This window comes from Kouleothrix sp. 19917 (genome assembly GCF_057073505.1).
Genome location: NZ_CP097099.1, coordinates 1,013,886 through 1,029,042, shown reverse-complemented (window position 1 = coordinate 1,029,042; position 15,157 = coordinate 1,013,886). Strand labels below are relative to the sequence as shown.

13 protein-coding genes are annotated in these 15,157 nt (G+C 63.8%); 10 read left to right on the top strand and 3 right to left on the bottom strand.

Annotated elements, in window-relative coordinates:
- Positions 1-4 precede the first annotated feature (4 nt).
- The 3 genes from M1P90_RS04045 to M1P90_RS04035 are packed head-to-tail and all read left to right on the top strand — an operon-like array spanning position 5 to position 3,775.
- Entirely contained in the window at positions 5-493 is a 489-nt protein-coding gene (locus M1P90_RS04045; RefSeq protein ID WP_483701370.1) for a (2Fe-2S)-binding protein, read from the top strand.
- 3 nt (positions 494-496) lie between these two features.
- On the top strand, positions 497-2,797 hold the full coding sequence (locus tag M1P90_RS04040) for a xanthine dehydrogenase family protein molybdopterin-binding subunit (protein WP_483701369.1): 2,301 nt from the start codon (positions 497-499) through the stop codon (positions 2,795-2,797).
- A gap of 3 nt (positions 2,798-2,800) precedes the next feature.
- Positions 2,801-3,775: an FAD binding domain-containing protein gene (locus tag M1P90_RS04035; RefSeq protein WP_483701368.1), complete on the top strand. Its 975-nt coding sequence runs from the start codon at positions 2,801-2,803 to the stop codon at positions 3,773-3,775.
- 72 nt (positions 3,776-3,847) lie between these two features.
- Here the strand turns inward: M1P90_RS04035 and M1P90_RS04030 are convergent, their stop codons facing one another.
- Positions 3,848-5,842: a DUF5054 domain-containing protein gene (locus tag M1P90_RS04030; protein WP_483701367.1), complete on the bottom strand. Its 1,995-nt coding sequence runs from the start codon at positions 5,840-5,842 to the stop codon at positions 3,848-3,850.
- A gap of 307 nt (positions 5,843-6,149) precedes the next feature.
- On the bottom strand, positions 6,150-6,500 hold the full coding sequence (locus M1P90_RS04025) for a hypothetical protein (RefSeq protein ID WP_483701366.1): 351 nt from the start codon (positions 6,498-6,500) through the stop codon (positions 6,150-6,152).
- 145 nt (positions 6,501-6,645) lie between these two features.
- On the opposite strand from M1P90_RS04025, the gene M1P90_RS04020 reads away from it, so the two are divergent.
- The 4 genes from M1P90_RS04020 (at position 6,646) to M1P90_RS04005 (ending at position 11,630) form a co-directional block, all read left to right on the top strand.
- Positions 6,646-7,953, top strand: coding sequence for a DUF2254 domain-containing protein (locus M1P90_RS04020; protein ID WP_483701365.1), 1,308 nt, complete (start codon positions 6,646-6,648; stop codon positions 7,951-7,953).
- Positions 7,954-8,076: 123 nt separating this feature from the next.
- The gene (locus tag M1P90_RS04015; RefSeq protein ID WP_483701364.1) at positions 8,077-8,730 is read left to right on the top strand and encodes an SGNH/GDSL hydrolase family protein; all 654 of its coding nucleotides are present in this window, start codon (positions 8,077-8,079) and stop codon (positions 8,728-8,730) included.
- Between the two features lie 550 nt (positions 8,731-9,280).
- The gene (locus M1P90_RS04010) at positions 9,281-10,618 is read left to right on the top strand and encodes a substrate-binding domain-containing protein (RefSeq protein WP_483701363.1); all 1,338 of its coding nucleotides are present in this window, start codon (positions 9,281-9,283) and stop codon (positions 10,616-10,618) included.
- Positions 10,619-10,700: 82 nt separating this feature from the next.
- Positions 10,701-11,630, top strand: a complete 930-nt coding sequence (locus M1P90_RS04005) for an HpcH/HpaI aldolase/citrate lyase family protein (RefSeq protein ID WP_483701362.1) — start codon at positions 10,701-10,703, stop codon at positions 11,628-11,630.
- A gap of 149 nt (positions 11,631-11,779) precedes the next feature.
- Here M1P90_RS04005 and M1P90_RS04000 read toward each other — a convergent pair whose 3' ends face one another.
- Positions 11,780-12,307 (bottom strand): VOC family protein, encoded by a 528-nt coding sequence (locus M1P90_RS04000; RefSeq protein ID WP_483701361.1) that lies wholly within the window; start codon positions 12,305-12,307, stop codon positions 11,780-11,782.
- A 489-nt stretch (positions 12,308-12,796) separates the two neighbouring features.
- Between M1P90_RS04000 and M1P90_RS03995 the strand changes: the two genes are divergently transcribed.
- The 3 genes from M1P90_RS03995 to M1P90_RS03985 all read left to right on the top strand — a co-directional run bounded on the left by M1P90_RS03995 (position 12,797) and on the right by M1P90_RS03985 (position 15,107).
- Positions 12,797-13,552 carry a hypothetical protein gene (locus tag M1P90_RS03995; RefSeq protein ID WP_483701360.1) on the top strand — a complete coding sequence of 252 codons (756 nt, stop codon included), beginning with the start codon at positions 12,797-12,799 and terminating at the stop codon, positions 13,550-13,552.
- A gap of 217 nt (positions 13,553-13,769) precedes the next feature.
- The gene (locus M1P90_RS03990; RefSeq protein WP_483701359.1) at positions 13,770-14,678 is read left to right on the top strand and encodes a PAS domain-containing protein; all 909 of its coding nucleotides are present in this window, start codon (positions 13,770-13,772) and stop codon (positions 14,676-14,678) included.
- 150 nt (positions 14,679-14,828) lie between these two features.
- Entirely contained in the window at positions 14,829-15,107 is a 279-nt protein-coding gene (locus M1P90_RS03985; protein ID WP_483701358.1) for a hypothetical protein, read from the top strand.
- The last annotated feature ends 50 nt before the right edge of the window (positions 15,108-15,157 follow it).

Below are 15,157 nucleotides of genomic sequence, written 5' to 3'. Positions count from 1 at the left end.
GACCATGCCAGGCAACCATGCCGACGTTACCTTGAACGTCAACCACACGCCGCATCAGCTTGCGCTCGAGCCACGCCGCACGCTGCTCGACGCGCTGCGCCACAACCTTGGGCTCACTGGCGCGAAAAAAGTCTGCGATATGGGCGATTGCGGCGCCTGCACTGTGCTGCTCGACGGGCGCGCGCAGTATGCCTGCCTGCGTCTGGCAGTCGATTGCGTGGGCGCGGAGATCACCACCGTCGAGGGATTGGCCGAGGCCGGCGAGCTCGACCCCATCCAGCGCGCATTTATCGAGGCCGACGCATTCCAGTGCGGGTTCTGCACGCCCGGCCAGATCATGAGTCTGCGCGCCCTGCTCGACGCCACGCCGCACCCAAGCGACGACGAGATCATGCGGGCAGTGAGTGGCAATTTGTGCCGCTGCGGGGCCTACCAGAATATCGTGCGGGCCGGGCGCATTGCCGCCGGTCGCGCCGCAGATGGGACGGAGTGAGCCATGCCGATTCAGCATGTCGATAAAGAAAAGAGCAAGGGCAAAACCAAGCTCACCGTCGTCGAAACCGGGCGCGAGCAGGCTTGGACCGACGACGCCACATTTACGTATGTGGGCAAGCGGCACGCGCGTGTCGAAGGCGCGGAAAAAGTAACCGGCCGCGCGCGCTACAGCTACGATATTCAATTGACCGGCCAGCTCTACGCCCGTGTGCTGCGCAGCCCGCACCCGCACGCCCGCATTACGCGCATCGACACCAGCCGGGCCGAGGCGCTGCCCGGCGTGCGCGCCATTCTGACGCACCAGAATGCGCCCAACATCGCGTGGTATGAAGAAAGCAAACTGTTCGACCGAACCGTGCGCTTTGTGGGCGACGAAGTGGCGGCGGTTGCGGCCGACAGCGAGGAAATTGCAGAAGACGCGCTTCGCCTGATTGAGGTCGAATACCACCCGCTGCCATTTGTGACCGACATCGCCGCCGCGCTCGCAAAGAACGCGCCCGCGCTTTACAAGAAGGGCAACATCGCTGGCGAAACGCAGAAATACAAGCGCGGCGCGCCAGCGGCTGGCTTCAAAGCGGCCGATATCATCATCGAGCGCGAGTTCACCACGCAGACCGCCGTTCACAACAGCCTGGAGCCGCACGGCTGCACTGCCGTCTGGGAAGGCGAGCAGCTTACACTTTATTCTTCGACGCAGGGTGTGTGGGCGGTGCGCGCCGACGTGGCCGAGAAGCTGGAACTTCCCGAGCATCGCGTCCGTGTGATCAAGCAATATATGGGCGGCGGCTTTGGCGCAAAACAGATCGCCTGGAAGCAGGATGTGATCGCGGCGCTGCTGGCGCAAGCTGCCGGCAAGCCCGTGCAGCTCATGCTCGACCGCGCAGGCGAAAACCTGGCGGTTGGCAACCGCAACGCCACGCGCCAGCACGTGCGCATTGGCGCGAAAAAGAACGGCACGCTGACCGCGATCGAAGCGCGGGTGGAGCTGCAAACCGGCGCATATCAGGTTGGCGGCGAGGCCAGCGACGTGGCTGGCATTTACCAGACGCTGTATCGCTGCGAGAACGTCACCACCGAGCAGGTCGGCGTCTACACCAACACCGGCCCGGCAGTCGCCTTCCGCGCGCCCGGCTATGTCGAGGGCGCGTTTGCGCTTGAGTCGGCGATGGATGAGCTGGCACGCGAGCTGGGCATGGACCCGGTTGCGCTGCGCATGAAGAACTACTCGAAGCAGGATCAGAAGAAAGAACAGCCTTACACCTCGCCCGACGCGCTGCGCCTGTGCATCGAGCGCGCCGCCGCCGAGTTCGGCTGGGGCAAACCGGCGAACAAGGCCAGCAGCGGCACCAGGCGCCGCGGCGTCGGCTTCGCCGCGCACGACTGGATCGGCGGCGGCGGGAATGCCCCCGGCTATGCCTGGGTCAAGCTCAACACCGACGGCACTGCCGACGTCGTCACCGGCACGCAGGACATTGGCACCGGCACACGCGTGGCGCTGGCGCAGGTCGCCGCCGAGGAGTTGTGCATCCCGCTCGAATGCGTGGCGCTGCACCTGGGCGACACCGCAAATGGCCCCTACTCGCCTGCCAGCGCGGGCAGCTCCACGCTTTCTTCAATCGGGCCAGCCGTGCGCAGCGCCGCCATGGATGCCAAGCGCCAGCTGCTCGAAGCCGCCGCGCCAATTCTGGAAGAAGAGCCCGAGAAGCTGACGGTGCGCGACGGCAAGGTCGTCGTTGCCAAAGACCCGAAAAGCTCGGTCAGCATCAAAGAGGTATGCGGGCGCATCGCGCCGCACATGATCCAGGGCCAGGGTTCGCGCGGCGCCGGCCCGAAGAAAAAGACTGCCCACACCTTTGGCGCGCAATTCGCCGAGGTCGAGGTCGATACCGAAACCGGCGAAGTGACTGTGCTGCGGATTGTCGCTACGCACGACGCCGGGCGGATCGTCAACCCGACGATGGTCGACAGCCAGATCATCGGCGGCGTGACGCAGGGCGTGGGCTTCGCGCTGACCGAGGAGCGCGTGGTCGATGCGCCCACCGGCATTGTGCTGAACGCAAACCTGGAAGAATACAAAGTGCCGACCGTGCGCGACATCCCGGCGATCACGCACGCCGCGCTGAGCCTGCCCGACAGTGCCGCAAACACGCTTGGCGCAAAGGGCATTGGCGAGCCGCCGCTGGTGCCAACCGCGCCCGCAATCGCCAACGCAATTTTCGACGCGGTGGGCGTGCGGCTCCCCGACGCGCCATTCACGCGGCGGCGGCTGCTGGCGGCGCTGGCCGAGAAGAAGGGACACTAAGCAATGCGACCGTTTGAATACACCGCCCCCGCCGCCGTCGCCGATGTGATCGAGCTGCTCGACGCGAACGCGAATGTGCGGCCGCTGGCCGGCGGCACCGACCTGCTGACGCTGATGAAAGCCGACCTGGCCGCACCCGAGCATCTCGTCAATCTCAAGCAGCTTGCAGACCTGCCGCGCAGCATCGAGGAAACCGACGGCGGCCTGAGCATTGGCGCGCTCACCACCCTGGCCGAGATCGAAACCAGCGACGTGATCAGGAAGCGCTTTGCGGCCCTGGCGGAAGCTGCCGGCCTTGCAGCAACGCCGCAGTTGCGCAACATGGCAACGCTGGGCGGCAACCTGTTGCAGCGCCCGCGCTGCTGGTATTTCCGCAATGCGCAGTTCAACTGCTGGCTAAAAGGCGGCGACGCCTGCCCGGCGCGCGAAGGCGAAAACCAGCTCCATGCGATCTTCGACGCGAGCCCATGCGTTGCCGTGCACCCGTCCGACCCGGCGGCGGCGCTGCTGGCGCTCGGTGCGAGCGTGCGGCTGCGTGGGCGCAACGGCGAGCGCACCGTGCCGCTCGACGCGTTCTTCGCGCCGCCCGACGATGCGCGCCGCACCGAGAATACGCTCGCGCCCGACGAACTCGTGTTGTCGGTCGAAATTCCGGCGCTGCCAAACGGCGCGCGCAGCACCTACTTGAAAGCAATGGATCGCAAGGTCTGGGCATTCGCGCTGGTGGGCGTTGCCGGAATGATACACGTGGAGGATGGGAAAATTGCGGCGGCGAGCGTGGTACTCAGCGGCGTCGCCAACACTCCGCATCGCGCCACCGCTGCGGAAAAGCTTCTCCGTGGGGCCAAACCCAGCAAGGAGCTTTTCGCGCAGGCGGCAGACGCCGCGCTGGCCGACGCCGCTCCGCTGGAGCAGAACAGCTACAAATTCCCGCTGGCGAAGGCACTCATACGCCGCGCGCTGGCCGCGTTAGCGTAACCACCAAGACACCAAGACATCAAGATTCTGAATTTCGGGGATCTTGGTGTCTTGGTGTCTTGGTTGTAAAATTTAACTCACCGAGAGTGTGAAGCGAAAGCGCGCATCATCCTCATACCACATCGGGAAGTTCGTGCCCCACACATTATTGTACAGGTTGACGTGAACGCCGCCGCGCAGCGACGCAAAGCGGTTCGTGAAGTTCAGCAGCGCGGGCTCGCCGGGGGCAACCAGCGGCGCGTCGGGCGTGTCGAGGCGCAGGGTGCCGCGCGCGTCGGCATAGCGCACGGCCTCGACGGCGTGGAGGTGCCGATTGCCGTCGCGCACCACATCGTTGGGCGCGATGAATTGGCCCATCTTCTGCAATTCCCAGCCGTGCGCAGCAACCCCGGCCGGCACGAATGAAAACCACAGCGCCTCGGGCAGGCGGCAGGCCACTTTCTCAAACCATTGCACCTGCCAGCGAATCGCGCACACGTCGGCGGGCAGCGCAATCTCAAGCGTCGCTGCGCCGGGGCAGCCGTAGCGCGCAACCGCCTCAGGCGGGAATTCAAGCTCCGCCAGCAGGTAATCGCCCCCGTCGTCGCGGCGGTGCCATGCGCCCACCAGGCGCGGTTCCCACCAGCGCGATTCCGCACCGGCATGGGCAATTCCCGGCTTGGTAAAGTCGGGCACCGACCAGTGCGACGTTGTGCGCTTGTTGATGTTGTACTGGCGGTGGAAGCGGTCGTAATCGCTTTGCGCAAAGGTCTGGTAGCGCAGCAAACCGAGAACATGCTGCGACCCCGCCCACACACGCCCGCTGTGCACATCGGTGAGCCGGGCAACCGCGCCGGTCGCCGCGTCGAGTGCGAGCGTGAAATGCGCGCCGGTCACTGTTTCACCCGCTGCCAGCGGGCGCATGCCATTGGTTGCGGGGCGCTGGGGCGCGAGCTCCTGCACAGCGGCATCGGCCTCGGCAGCCAGCGGCGTGCCCGCCAGCGCGGCCCGCGCCGTATCGAGGTAGGCGCGCTGCTCGGCCCACGACGACTCGAAAGCGCGGAAATTGGCCTGCGAGCGGGCGGCGGCGAAAGGTGCGCGGGCATAGGAGGTGTACTCGTTCAGGTGCATTTTGATGTCCATGCCCCAGGTGTGCTCGGGCATCATCAGCAGCGCGCGACTGAATGCATCAACTTCCCGTTCGTATTGCTGCGCCGCGCCGTTCGCCGCCCAACGATTACGCAAGCGGCTCCATGCGCGAAAACGCGCAACTTTCTGCGGGTCGCTGCCAACGCCATGAATCCAGGTGTCGCCAATTTCGCTCGTTACCACCGGCAACTGCGCCTTTGCGTGTATTGCCTGCTCGGCAAAGGCATCCAGTGTCGAGCCGATGACCTGCGCGTCGGGGAAGCGTTCGCGCAGCCGGGCGAAACTCACGCGTGCCTGCTCGGCCGTCTGCGGGCCGATATTGTCTTCGGTATGCGCAAATGCCAGCGCATGGCCCAGGCCGGGCAGCGCGCCAAAATCGCCATAGCCGCCGCGCTGGTACATCACAATCACTTCCGCGCCACTTGGGTCGCGCCACAGAAAGGCGGGCGGCACGTCGGGCGGCGTCGACGCGCCATTCACGCCCAGGTGCAGGAACTGCACGCCAGCCCGCGCCAGCAGCGGGACAATCGCCCGCGTATGGCCCGGCACGTCGGTCATTTTCGCGGCGATGGTGCGCCGGCCAAAACGCTCGTCCAGCCGCTGCGCGAGGCTCAGCCCAAACGCAAATAGCTCGGCGTCCATCAGCTCGCTGTGGGTGGTGAAGGGCAGCGCGTGCCAGTGGATGTCGCCCGCCGCGATGGCCTGCTCCATCTGCGCGCGCTCGGCCGGGCTGGCGCGCTCAAGAAACTCGTAGATCAGCCACGCGCCAGTTGTCCAGCGGAACCGGTCGTCGCCAGTGCGCCGCAGTTCGGCCGCCACGTCGAGCGCGCGCGGAATGAAGTCGTTGAAGTAGCGGGCGGCGACATTGCGGGCCAGGTCGGTGAAGCCAATGTCGAGGTGGGTTTTGAAGACGAGGTGAATGGTTTGCGGCGCAGTCATGGCGTGCTCCCCTAAAACGATACCGTATGAAATCACCACCAAGGCACCAAGACACCAAGGTTGTATGGCAGTGTTCCCGTATAGCAACAAGCAGAAAAAGCGAAGTGCAAAAGTAGTTGGCTACGAAAAACAGGAGAACACCGAGTGATAAGTTCGATACTCCGTGGCCTCTGTGCCCTCTGTGGCTCAACCTTTTGCTCGCGGCCGTACATCACGGCACGTGCGGATCAGAGTGCGCCGATTATACCCCTTTCGCGCCAACAAAAAACGCGGCGGGCAAGGATGCCCGCCGCGCGCCCGAAGCAATCTATTTCATACGGTAGACGATCGTGCCCTCGTCGTTCACCAGCACAACGCCCTCACGCGTAAGCATGGGCGTGTAGCCGGGCACGCTCTCCGCCGGAATCACAAAGGCCATTTGCGGCTCCTGCTCGGCAGTGACGAGGCTGCGCCGCACGCTTGCGCGCCACAGCAACGGTGCGCGCCGCGCCCGCGCCCCTGCCGGCAGCGCCATTGCAAGCACCGTCAGAATTGCCACCCCAATCAGGGCCAGGCCCGCGTACAGGTTGAATACCGCCAGCAGCGTGCCAAACGCCAGCGCCGCCAGCAGACCAATCGCGCCCCAGGGTCGGCGCTGTGGAATTTCCGCATGTATCATCAGGTGGCTCCTTCGCAATCGTGTTATATGTATGGTAGCAGCGCAATACTAGTGGGGCGTTAGCGCAGTGTTGGCGAACTGTTAGAAACTCGCACTGGCGCGAAAATTGCATTACAATGCCGCAGACGCTGCAACAGGAGCGAGCATGATGGACGTGCGGCTGCGCGAGCGCTGGGACGAGCTGCGGGGCAGCTACTGGTTTGTGCCAACCCTGATGATCATTGGCGCGACGCTGCTGTGGGGCGCGCTTGGCGCAGCCGACCAGGCGCTGTATGACTCTGGGGTTGTGCACCTGCCGTGGCTCTACTACGACACAATCGACTCGGCGCGCACACTGATGTTTGCCGTGGCCGGCGCGATGATCGGCATCATCGGCGTGGTCTTCTCGATCACCACGGTGCCGCTCACGATCGCCGCCTCGCAGTTTGGCCCGCGCCTGCTGCGCATGTTTCTGCGCGACACCGGCACGCAGTTTGTGCTTGGCACATTCACGGCCACATTTATTTTCTGCATGCTGGTGCTGCTGCGCATGCGCGACGAAACCACCGCCTCGCTGCCGCAGCTTTCGCTCTCGGTTGGGCTGGCGCTGGCGCTGCTGAGCCTGGGCATGCTGGTCTACTTCATCAATCACATCGCCGTCTCTATGCAGGCGCCAGTCGTCGTCGCGGCAGTGAGCGACGAGCTGCAAGCGGCGATCAAGGCGACTTTCCCGCCCGCCAGCGCGCCGGCCGCAGCCGCGCCGCCGTTTGTCCCACCCGCCGCGCCCGCGCTGACGGTGCTGGCCCAGCGTAATGGCTACATCCAGGCGCGCGACGACAACGACATGTTTCGCCTGGCCGAAACGCATAATCTCACCATCCAGCTTTTGCGCGAGCCGGGCGCGTTTGTCACAGCCGGCGCGCCGCTGGCGCGGGTGTGGCCTTCCGCTGCGCCGCCCAGCGTCAGCGAGGAAATCAATGGCGCGTTTGTGCTGGAAGCGCAGCGCACGCTGGTGCAGGATATTGAGTTCGGCATCAACGAGCTGGTTGAAGTAGCCCTGCGCGCGCTTTCGCCCGCGATCAACGACCCCTTCACCGCCATGACCTGCACCGACTGGCTGGGCGCTGCGCTCTGCCAGCTTGCCATGCGCCAGCTGCCCGCGCCCTGCCGGTGCAGCGGCGACGGAACCGTGCGCCTGGCGAGCAATCCTCTCACCTTTGGGCAGGCCACCGATGCCGCCTTCAACCAGATCCGCGAGTATGGGCGCGGCAGCGCATCTGTGACCCTCCACCTGCTCCACACCATTGCCGTCGTTGCCGAATGCGCCCGCAGCGCCGAGCAGCGCGCCCACCTGCTGCGCCACGCCCAGCTGATCGAGCAGGGCAGCCGCGACGGACTGCCCGAAGCCGCCACCCGCGCGGCGATCGCCCAGCGCTTTGCCGAGGTGGCGGCCATCCTCGCCGCGCAATCGTAGCCTCCCCCGCCGGCAATGGTGGTACAATTGCCGCGTTTCTGCTCACTCAAAAATAGTTTTATGTAAATTAAAGCAGGCTCTCTTGCTCTGTGCTTGCGCGCCACGATACTGTAAGGAGAACCCATGCCACTCCTGCTCGAACCCGGCAGCAAATTCGTGATGATAGGCGACTCGATCACCGACTGCGAGCGCGCCCGCCCGGTGGGCGAAGGGCTGTTTGGCGCGCTCGGCAGGGGCTACGCCGGACTCGCCGATAGTCTTTTGCAGGCAACCGCCCCGGAAGCGCGCATTCGCGTGGTGAATATGGGCACCAGCGGCAACACCGTGCGCGATCTCAAGGCGCGCTGGCAAACCGACGTGCTCGATCTTCAGCCCGACTGGCTTTCGATCATGATCGGCATCAACGACGTGTGGCGCCAGTTCGATTCGCCCTGGCAGCGCGAACAGCATGTGCTGCTGGAAGAATACACCGCCACGCTGGGCGAGCTGGTGGCGCAGACGCGACCGCGCCTGAAAGGCATGGTGCTGCTCACGCCCTACATGGTCGAGCCGAACCGCGCCGACCCGATGCGCGCCACAATGGAGCGCTACGCCGCCGTGGTGCGCGAGCTGGCCGCCCGCCACGACGCGGTATTTGTCGATACCCAGGCCGCCTTTGATGCGGTGCTCGAGCACCTGCACCCCATGGCGCTGGCGTGGGATCGCATCCACCCGACGCAGGTGGGCCACATGGTGCTGGCGCGCGCCTTGCTCGACGCGCTTGGCTATGCGTGGTAGCCGGCGAAAGCGCGCGAAAACCACCAAAGCATGCAGGTACGAAAGAAGAGAAACGGCACGAGCGCGAAAGCCGAACCAATGGCCCATGCCCCCGCAGGTGCCGGCAGGGCATGCAGATGCCACGCACGCGGTGCTGCAAACGCTTTTCAGTACTATTATAGAGGGGTGCGCTAAACATAATGTAAAACTACTTCTTTTGAGGTAGCGCCAGGCCGATTGACGAATTGGCGTCTGGATACACCGGTTGCGGAGCAAGCAACAACTTGACCGATTATGTTTCGCGTCGCTTGGCCAGAGGGATTCAACCATCAAAATGGCCTTCATTATGTTTCGCGTCGCTTTTCGCTCACCCGAAAGTAGTACGATTTAGGATTCGTTATGTTTAGCGCACCCCTCATTATATGGTGCTGATATCGCAAGACGGCTTCAGAAAGAGAAACAAGCCGATTTGTGATTGTTCACACGCGCGCACTCCTCTATGGTATGCTTACAGGCAGAACGTCTGAACGCTTTCCGCATTCGCCGTCAACCCAGCCTGAAGGACACCGGCATGCCTAACTCTCAGCGCGCGCTGCGCATTGGCTGTATCCATTACCAGGTCTTCTTTCCCTACTGGGCCACGCTGGCCCAGGGCATCAACGCACGCGCCGCTGAGCGCGGTGCCGATCTCGTTTTGCCGGCAACCGACCCCGAAGAAGATCTGGATGGCGCGGTCAGCGAGATGCTGCGCCAGCGCCCGGCTGCCGTGATCCTGACCAACGTGGTGATCAACACCTATCCCGAAACGATTCAGCTTTTTCGCAACGCAGGCATCCCGATCATTGGCGCGGAAGCCGAACCCAACCCGGCATTCGCTGCGCTTGTGCGCGCCGACGAAGTCCAGGGTGCCGCTCTGGCGGCCGAGTACCTGTTTGCCCAGATCGGCGGGCGCGGCAAGGTCGCGCATATTCGCGGCGCAACCAGCACCTCGTATCGTGGCAGCGCCTTTGCCGAAGCGCTCACGCGCCATCCGAACATCGTGCTGGCCTACGAGCGCGAGGGTATGTGGACGCAGGCGGATGGCGAGCAACTCATGCGCGCGGCGCTGGCCGCCGATCCTGCGATTCGTGGCGTGTTCGCGCACAACGACCAGATGGCTGTTGGCGCGCTTAGCGCAATTGCCGGGCTTGGCCGCGCCGGGGAGATCACTGTGGTGGGCTTCGACGCCGACCCCGAGGGCTTGATCGCCATTCACGAAGGGCGCATGGCCGCGACGATCTATCGCGCATTGTATGGCATTGGCCGCGCCGCCGTCGATGCTGCGCTGAGCGCGGCGGCTGGCGCAACCTCCCAGCCCGATATTGTTGTGCCAGTAAAGCTCATTACGCTCGAAAACCTGGTCGAAGCCACGCTGGACACGGTTTATCTGCTGCCGGGCCTGCTACGCGACCTGGTGCAGGCCAGCCGCACCCAGCGGCACATGCAGCAAGAAACAATCACCGCCCAACGCACACTTATTCGCGAGCTTTCCACGCCGATCATCCCGATCAGCGACGACATCCTGATCATGCCGCTGGTTGGCGCAATCGACAGCACGCGCGCCATGCAGGTGATGGAATCGCTGCTCGAAGCGATTGCCGAGCGCGGCGCGCAGTTTATGATCATCGACATTACCGGCATTGCCGTGGTCGATACGGCTGTGGCGCACCACCTGATCCAGACGGCGCGCGCGATTCAGCTGCTGGGCGCGCAGATCATTCTGGTGGGCATTAGCCCCGAAGTTGCCCAAACAATGATCGGGCTTGGGATCGACTTCAGCAGCATGATCACGCACGCCACCCTGCAAACCGGGCTGGCCTTTGCGCAAAGCTCCCTGGCCCGGCGCAACGCGGCGCGTGGCACGAAATAGGGCAGCGACACTGTGCCCGCCCGGTTCTTGGTTCTTGGTTCTCGGTTCAGCTTTGGTTCTCGGTTCGGCTTATGAGGCGCATATGCACGAAATCCCCCCGCGATTAGCGCGCAGCATGTTGTTTGTGCCCGGCGCGCGCCCCGACATGATCGCCAAGGCCGCGCAGAGCGCCGCCGACAGCGTCTGCCTCGATCTGGAAGACTCGGTTGCCCCCGACCAGAAAGAAGCGAGCCGCGCCAACATCATCGAAGCGCTCGGCACGCTCGACTTCGGGCCGCGCACGCGCATGCTGCGCATCAACGCGCTCGACACGCCCTTCGCCTATCGCGATGTCATTGACGTGGTGGAAGCAGCCGGCGCGCAGCTCGACCTGATTATGCTGCCCAAAGCCAGCGGCGCGCGCGATGTCGAATTTCTCGACACGCTGCTGACGCAGGTAGAAATGCGCCAGGGTTTTACGCGGCGGATTGGCATCGAGGCGCAGATCGAAACCGCCAGCGGCTTTTTGTGGGCGCGCGAAATCGCACACAGCTCGCCGCGCCTGGAAGCGCTGATCTTCGGCCCGGGCGATTACGCCGCCTCGATGCGCATGCCACTCGCCAACATCGGTGAAGCCGACGCGCACGACGCGCTCTATCCCGGCCACCGCTGGCACGCTGTCATGCACACAATCGTTGCGGCGGCACGCGCGAATGGCCTGCGCTGCATGGATGGGCCGTCGGCTAACTTCAGGGATGCTGCGAGCTTCGAGCGCGCCTGCCGCGTGGCGCTGGCACTTGGTTTCGACGGCAAGCAGTGCATTCACCCAGCGCAGCTCGCCATGGCCAACAGCATCTTCGCGCCCAACGCCGAGGAGCTGGCCTGGGCGCGCGCGGTGGTAGCCGCCTACGAAGAAGCAACTGCGGCCGGGCGCGGCGCAATCAGCCTGAACGGCACCATGATCGACGCGGCAAATGTGCGCATGGCGCAGACGCTGGTGCGCCGCCAGGCGATTATTGACGCGCGGACATAAAACAAATCGAACGGCTACGCACCACGCACTACCTATAGATAGTGCGTGGTGCGTAGCCGTTAGTGAGCTGTCAGAAATGCACTGCGGAATCAGGAAATAGTTTCGGCATTGTAATCACCATTCCCTATCCTCTATTTCCCCGCTTGGCGCTATGTGTAGGCCGCCAGACCGGCCAGCTGCTCGCTGCGCTCGGGGCCACCCAGCTCGGCCAGCAGGCTTGCGAAATCAAGCGGCTTGCGGTCAAACACAATCTGGCCATTGCGGCGCGGCCACTCGCTCGGCTGCCGATCCCAGGCCAGCTCAATCCCATTGAAATCAGGATCGTGCAAGTAGATCGCCTCGTGCGTACCATGGTCGGACGCGCCATCGATGCCCCAGCCCGTGTCGAGCAGGCGCGCCAGCGCGGCGGCCAGATCGCGCCGCCTGGGATAGTTGATCGCAAAGTGGTACAGCCCGGTGGTGCCAGCCGGCGGCGGCGCACCGTTCTGGCTTTCCCAGGTGTTCAGGCCAATATGGTGATGGTAGCCGCCGGCCGAAAGAAATGCCGCCGTGCCAAAGTTCACCAGCAGATCAAAGCCCATGCGGTCGCGGTAAAACTCGATCGCGCGTTCAAGGTTCGCAACTTTCAAATGCACGTGCCCAATGCGCGTTTCGGCTGGTAAAGGTTCGTATGCCATTGCTTTACACTCCATGGTGAAGAAACTGGAAACATTCGCAACACCAGCGGCAGCAAAACCACCAGCAGGATTTGAATCGTTTCATCCAATAGAATAGTACGAATGTTAGCAGCTGAGAATGGAAAAAATCGCCTAATCTTTTATCCATAATTGCTGCGGCGGCGAAATTGCTGCCATTTTGCCCGCAAAAACGGGGCAAATGCTGTCGCGCAGAACACAAAAATCGATTATAATAGAAATTGTACCGACACGGCACCGATCTCCTGGGCGTACATATTCGTGTTCAAGGCACCCATGAAGCAGGCTCGCCCTGCGCGCTGCCTTTGATGCATACGCTTTTGCTAGTGCTGGCTCGCGTGCAGCTTGGCCCAGCCAGGCAGCATGATTCGGTATACCCTTGCTTTTGCGCTCTGCCTCACTCACGCTGGCCGGGCGCTTGCCATCCGGTTCGCTATTGGATCATAGTTTATTTCTACGGGAGAGGCCACGATGCCCCTTGCACGCACCCAACGCCCCAGTGCGCCCGATTCGCGCACAACCAATGACACCACGAATCACGAGTACGACGCGCTTATGGCTCATTTCGCTGCCGGCGAGCACGGTCGCGTCGAACTTGGCGCGGGAGAAGATCGCGTAGCTGTGCGCGAGATGCTTCAGGCTGCCGCCCAACGGCGTGGTTTGCAGCTTACCTTCCGGCGCGGGCGCGGCCCGCTCACATTTCAGGTGGCAGCCTTGCAAAAACCTGCCAAACGCGCGGCCCAACGATCAGCGAGCACAGCTGTAGCGCCTGTGGAAACGGCCGCGCCGGCACCCGCCGAAGCGGTTGCGCCAGCAACGGCAATGGCCGCGCCAGAACGGCCCGCCGATGCGCCCCACAAGCCTGTGCGGCCACGCAAACCCGCGCCAGCTGCCGCCCAACGGCCTGCCCCGCAGCAAACAGCCGAACCCAGCCAGGCAAGCGCGCCACCTCCTGCGCAGCAAGCGGCCCCCGCGCCCGACACGAACCGCCCGCGCCCCCAGCAGCAGCGCGCCCAACGGTCGCCTGAGCGCGGCACACGCGGGCCCGAACAACGCGCCACCAGCAACCGCCGCAATACCACCGACAACCGCCGCAAGAGCGACGAACGGCGGCCCGGCAACAGCCGCTACGACGATATGCTGCCGCGCTGGATGCGCGAAGGCGAGCGCCCGGCCGGCCCGAATGGCCGATCGCGCGGCGACGGCAAGCGCCGCACCCGCTCGTAAAATTTCATCCTCCACAAAGCCGCCCCGCGCTGAACGATGCACGTTCGTACGGGGCGGCTTTTTTGCGCGTTTCGATCCGATTTCATTACGCCATTGAACCGATTGCACATTCCCTCAGCGCCTATACTGACGCGTAATTGCACAGCGCAATCGTTAGGCATCCACCCCAGCGCGGTTTTGGCACGCCTCACACGTGCCAAACGCATGAGAGATACGCATGGCTCCAGATGTTACTGAGCAGACCAGCAGCGAAACGGCCGAACTCCAGGCGCATATCGCCCGCCTCGAAGCGGCGCTGGCCGCGCGCGAAACGGCAATTGCAGACCTGCGCGACCAGCACGCCCTGATGCAGGCCGTGATCGATCATCTTCCCTACGCGATCTACTGGAAAGACATGGATCTGGTGTACCGTGGGTGCAATCGGCGCTTCGCCTCCGACCTTGGGCTCAGCTCGGTGGAGGAGGTCATTGGCCGCACCGATGCCAGCCTGGCCTGGCAGGCGGGCGAGGCTGCGCAGTTCGAGGCGATTGACCGTCGCGTGCTGGAAAGCCAGCGCCAGGAATACGACGACAACGAAACCGTGATCTTCCCGAATGGCCTGCAAGAATGGTTTGAAACCTACAAAATTCCACTGCAAACTGCCGATGGCACGCCGATTGGCCTGCTCGCAACCTACAACAATATTTCGGCGCGCAAGCAGGCCGAGGCAACAGTGCAATTTCAGGCGACCCTGCTGAAAGAGCTTTCCACGCCCGTCATACCTGTGAGCGATGATGTGCTGGTGCTGCCTCTCGTCGGTGCAATCGATTCCTACCGCGCTCAGCAGGTGCTTTCGATTGTGCTGGAGCGACTGACCGAAACACAAGCGCGGGTGGTGCTGCTCGATATCACGGGCGTGCCAGTGATCGACACGCAGGTGGCGCACACGCTCATCCGCACCGGGCAGGCCGTGCAGCTGCTGGGCGCGCGCATGATCCTCACCGGCATTCGCCCCGAAATCGCGCAGGCGCTGGTGGGCCTGGGCGTCGAGCTTACCGCAATGATCACCTACAGCACGCTCCAGCGCGGCCTGGCCGAAGTTGATCGGCGCACGGGCGCGGCACCGCTTGGCCGGCCGCGCAGCTAGCCCCTGGCGGCGCGCAACTTGCCATAGAAACCGCAGAACCAGCACTCGACAGCAGCGCGCCGGGCGCGTATCATGCAGCAGGGTGGCTGGCACGCAATCGCCCCCGATGCGGGCGGCGACGTGGCAAGGAACGGCAGAAAGGAGCACCCCATGAGCGACCGGGCATATCGCGATCTTTATTACGACGACCCTTACGTTCAGGCGGAATTCGAGAAGCTGGTGCAGCGCGTTCGCGACGCCGAGCACGCCCGCGAACCAATTGGCAGCCGCCAGCGCCAGGCCGAGCGCGACACCGACGCGGGCAAAATGTCCGACAAAGCCTACCGTTCGGTTGAGGATGAGTATACCGCTGCGAGCAATGCCATCGCTGCTGCGCAGCGCGCCGTCGATGCGTTCCTGCACGAGAATCGCAACTACCGCAGTCGCTAGCAGCGTGGAATAGAACGACGCACCACGAAGGCAGGAAGGCACGAAGATCA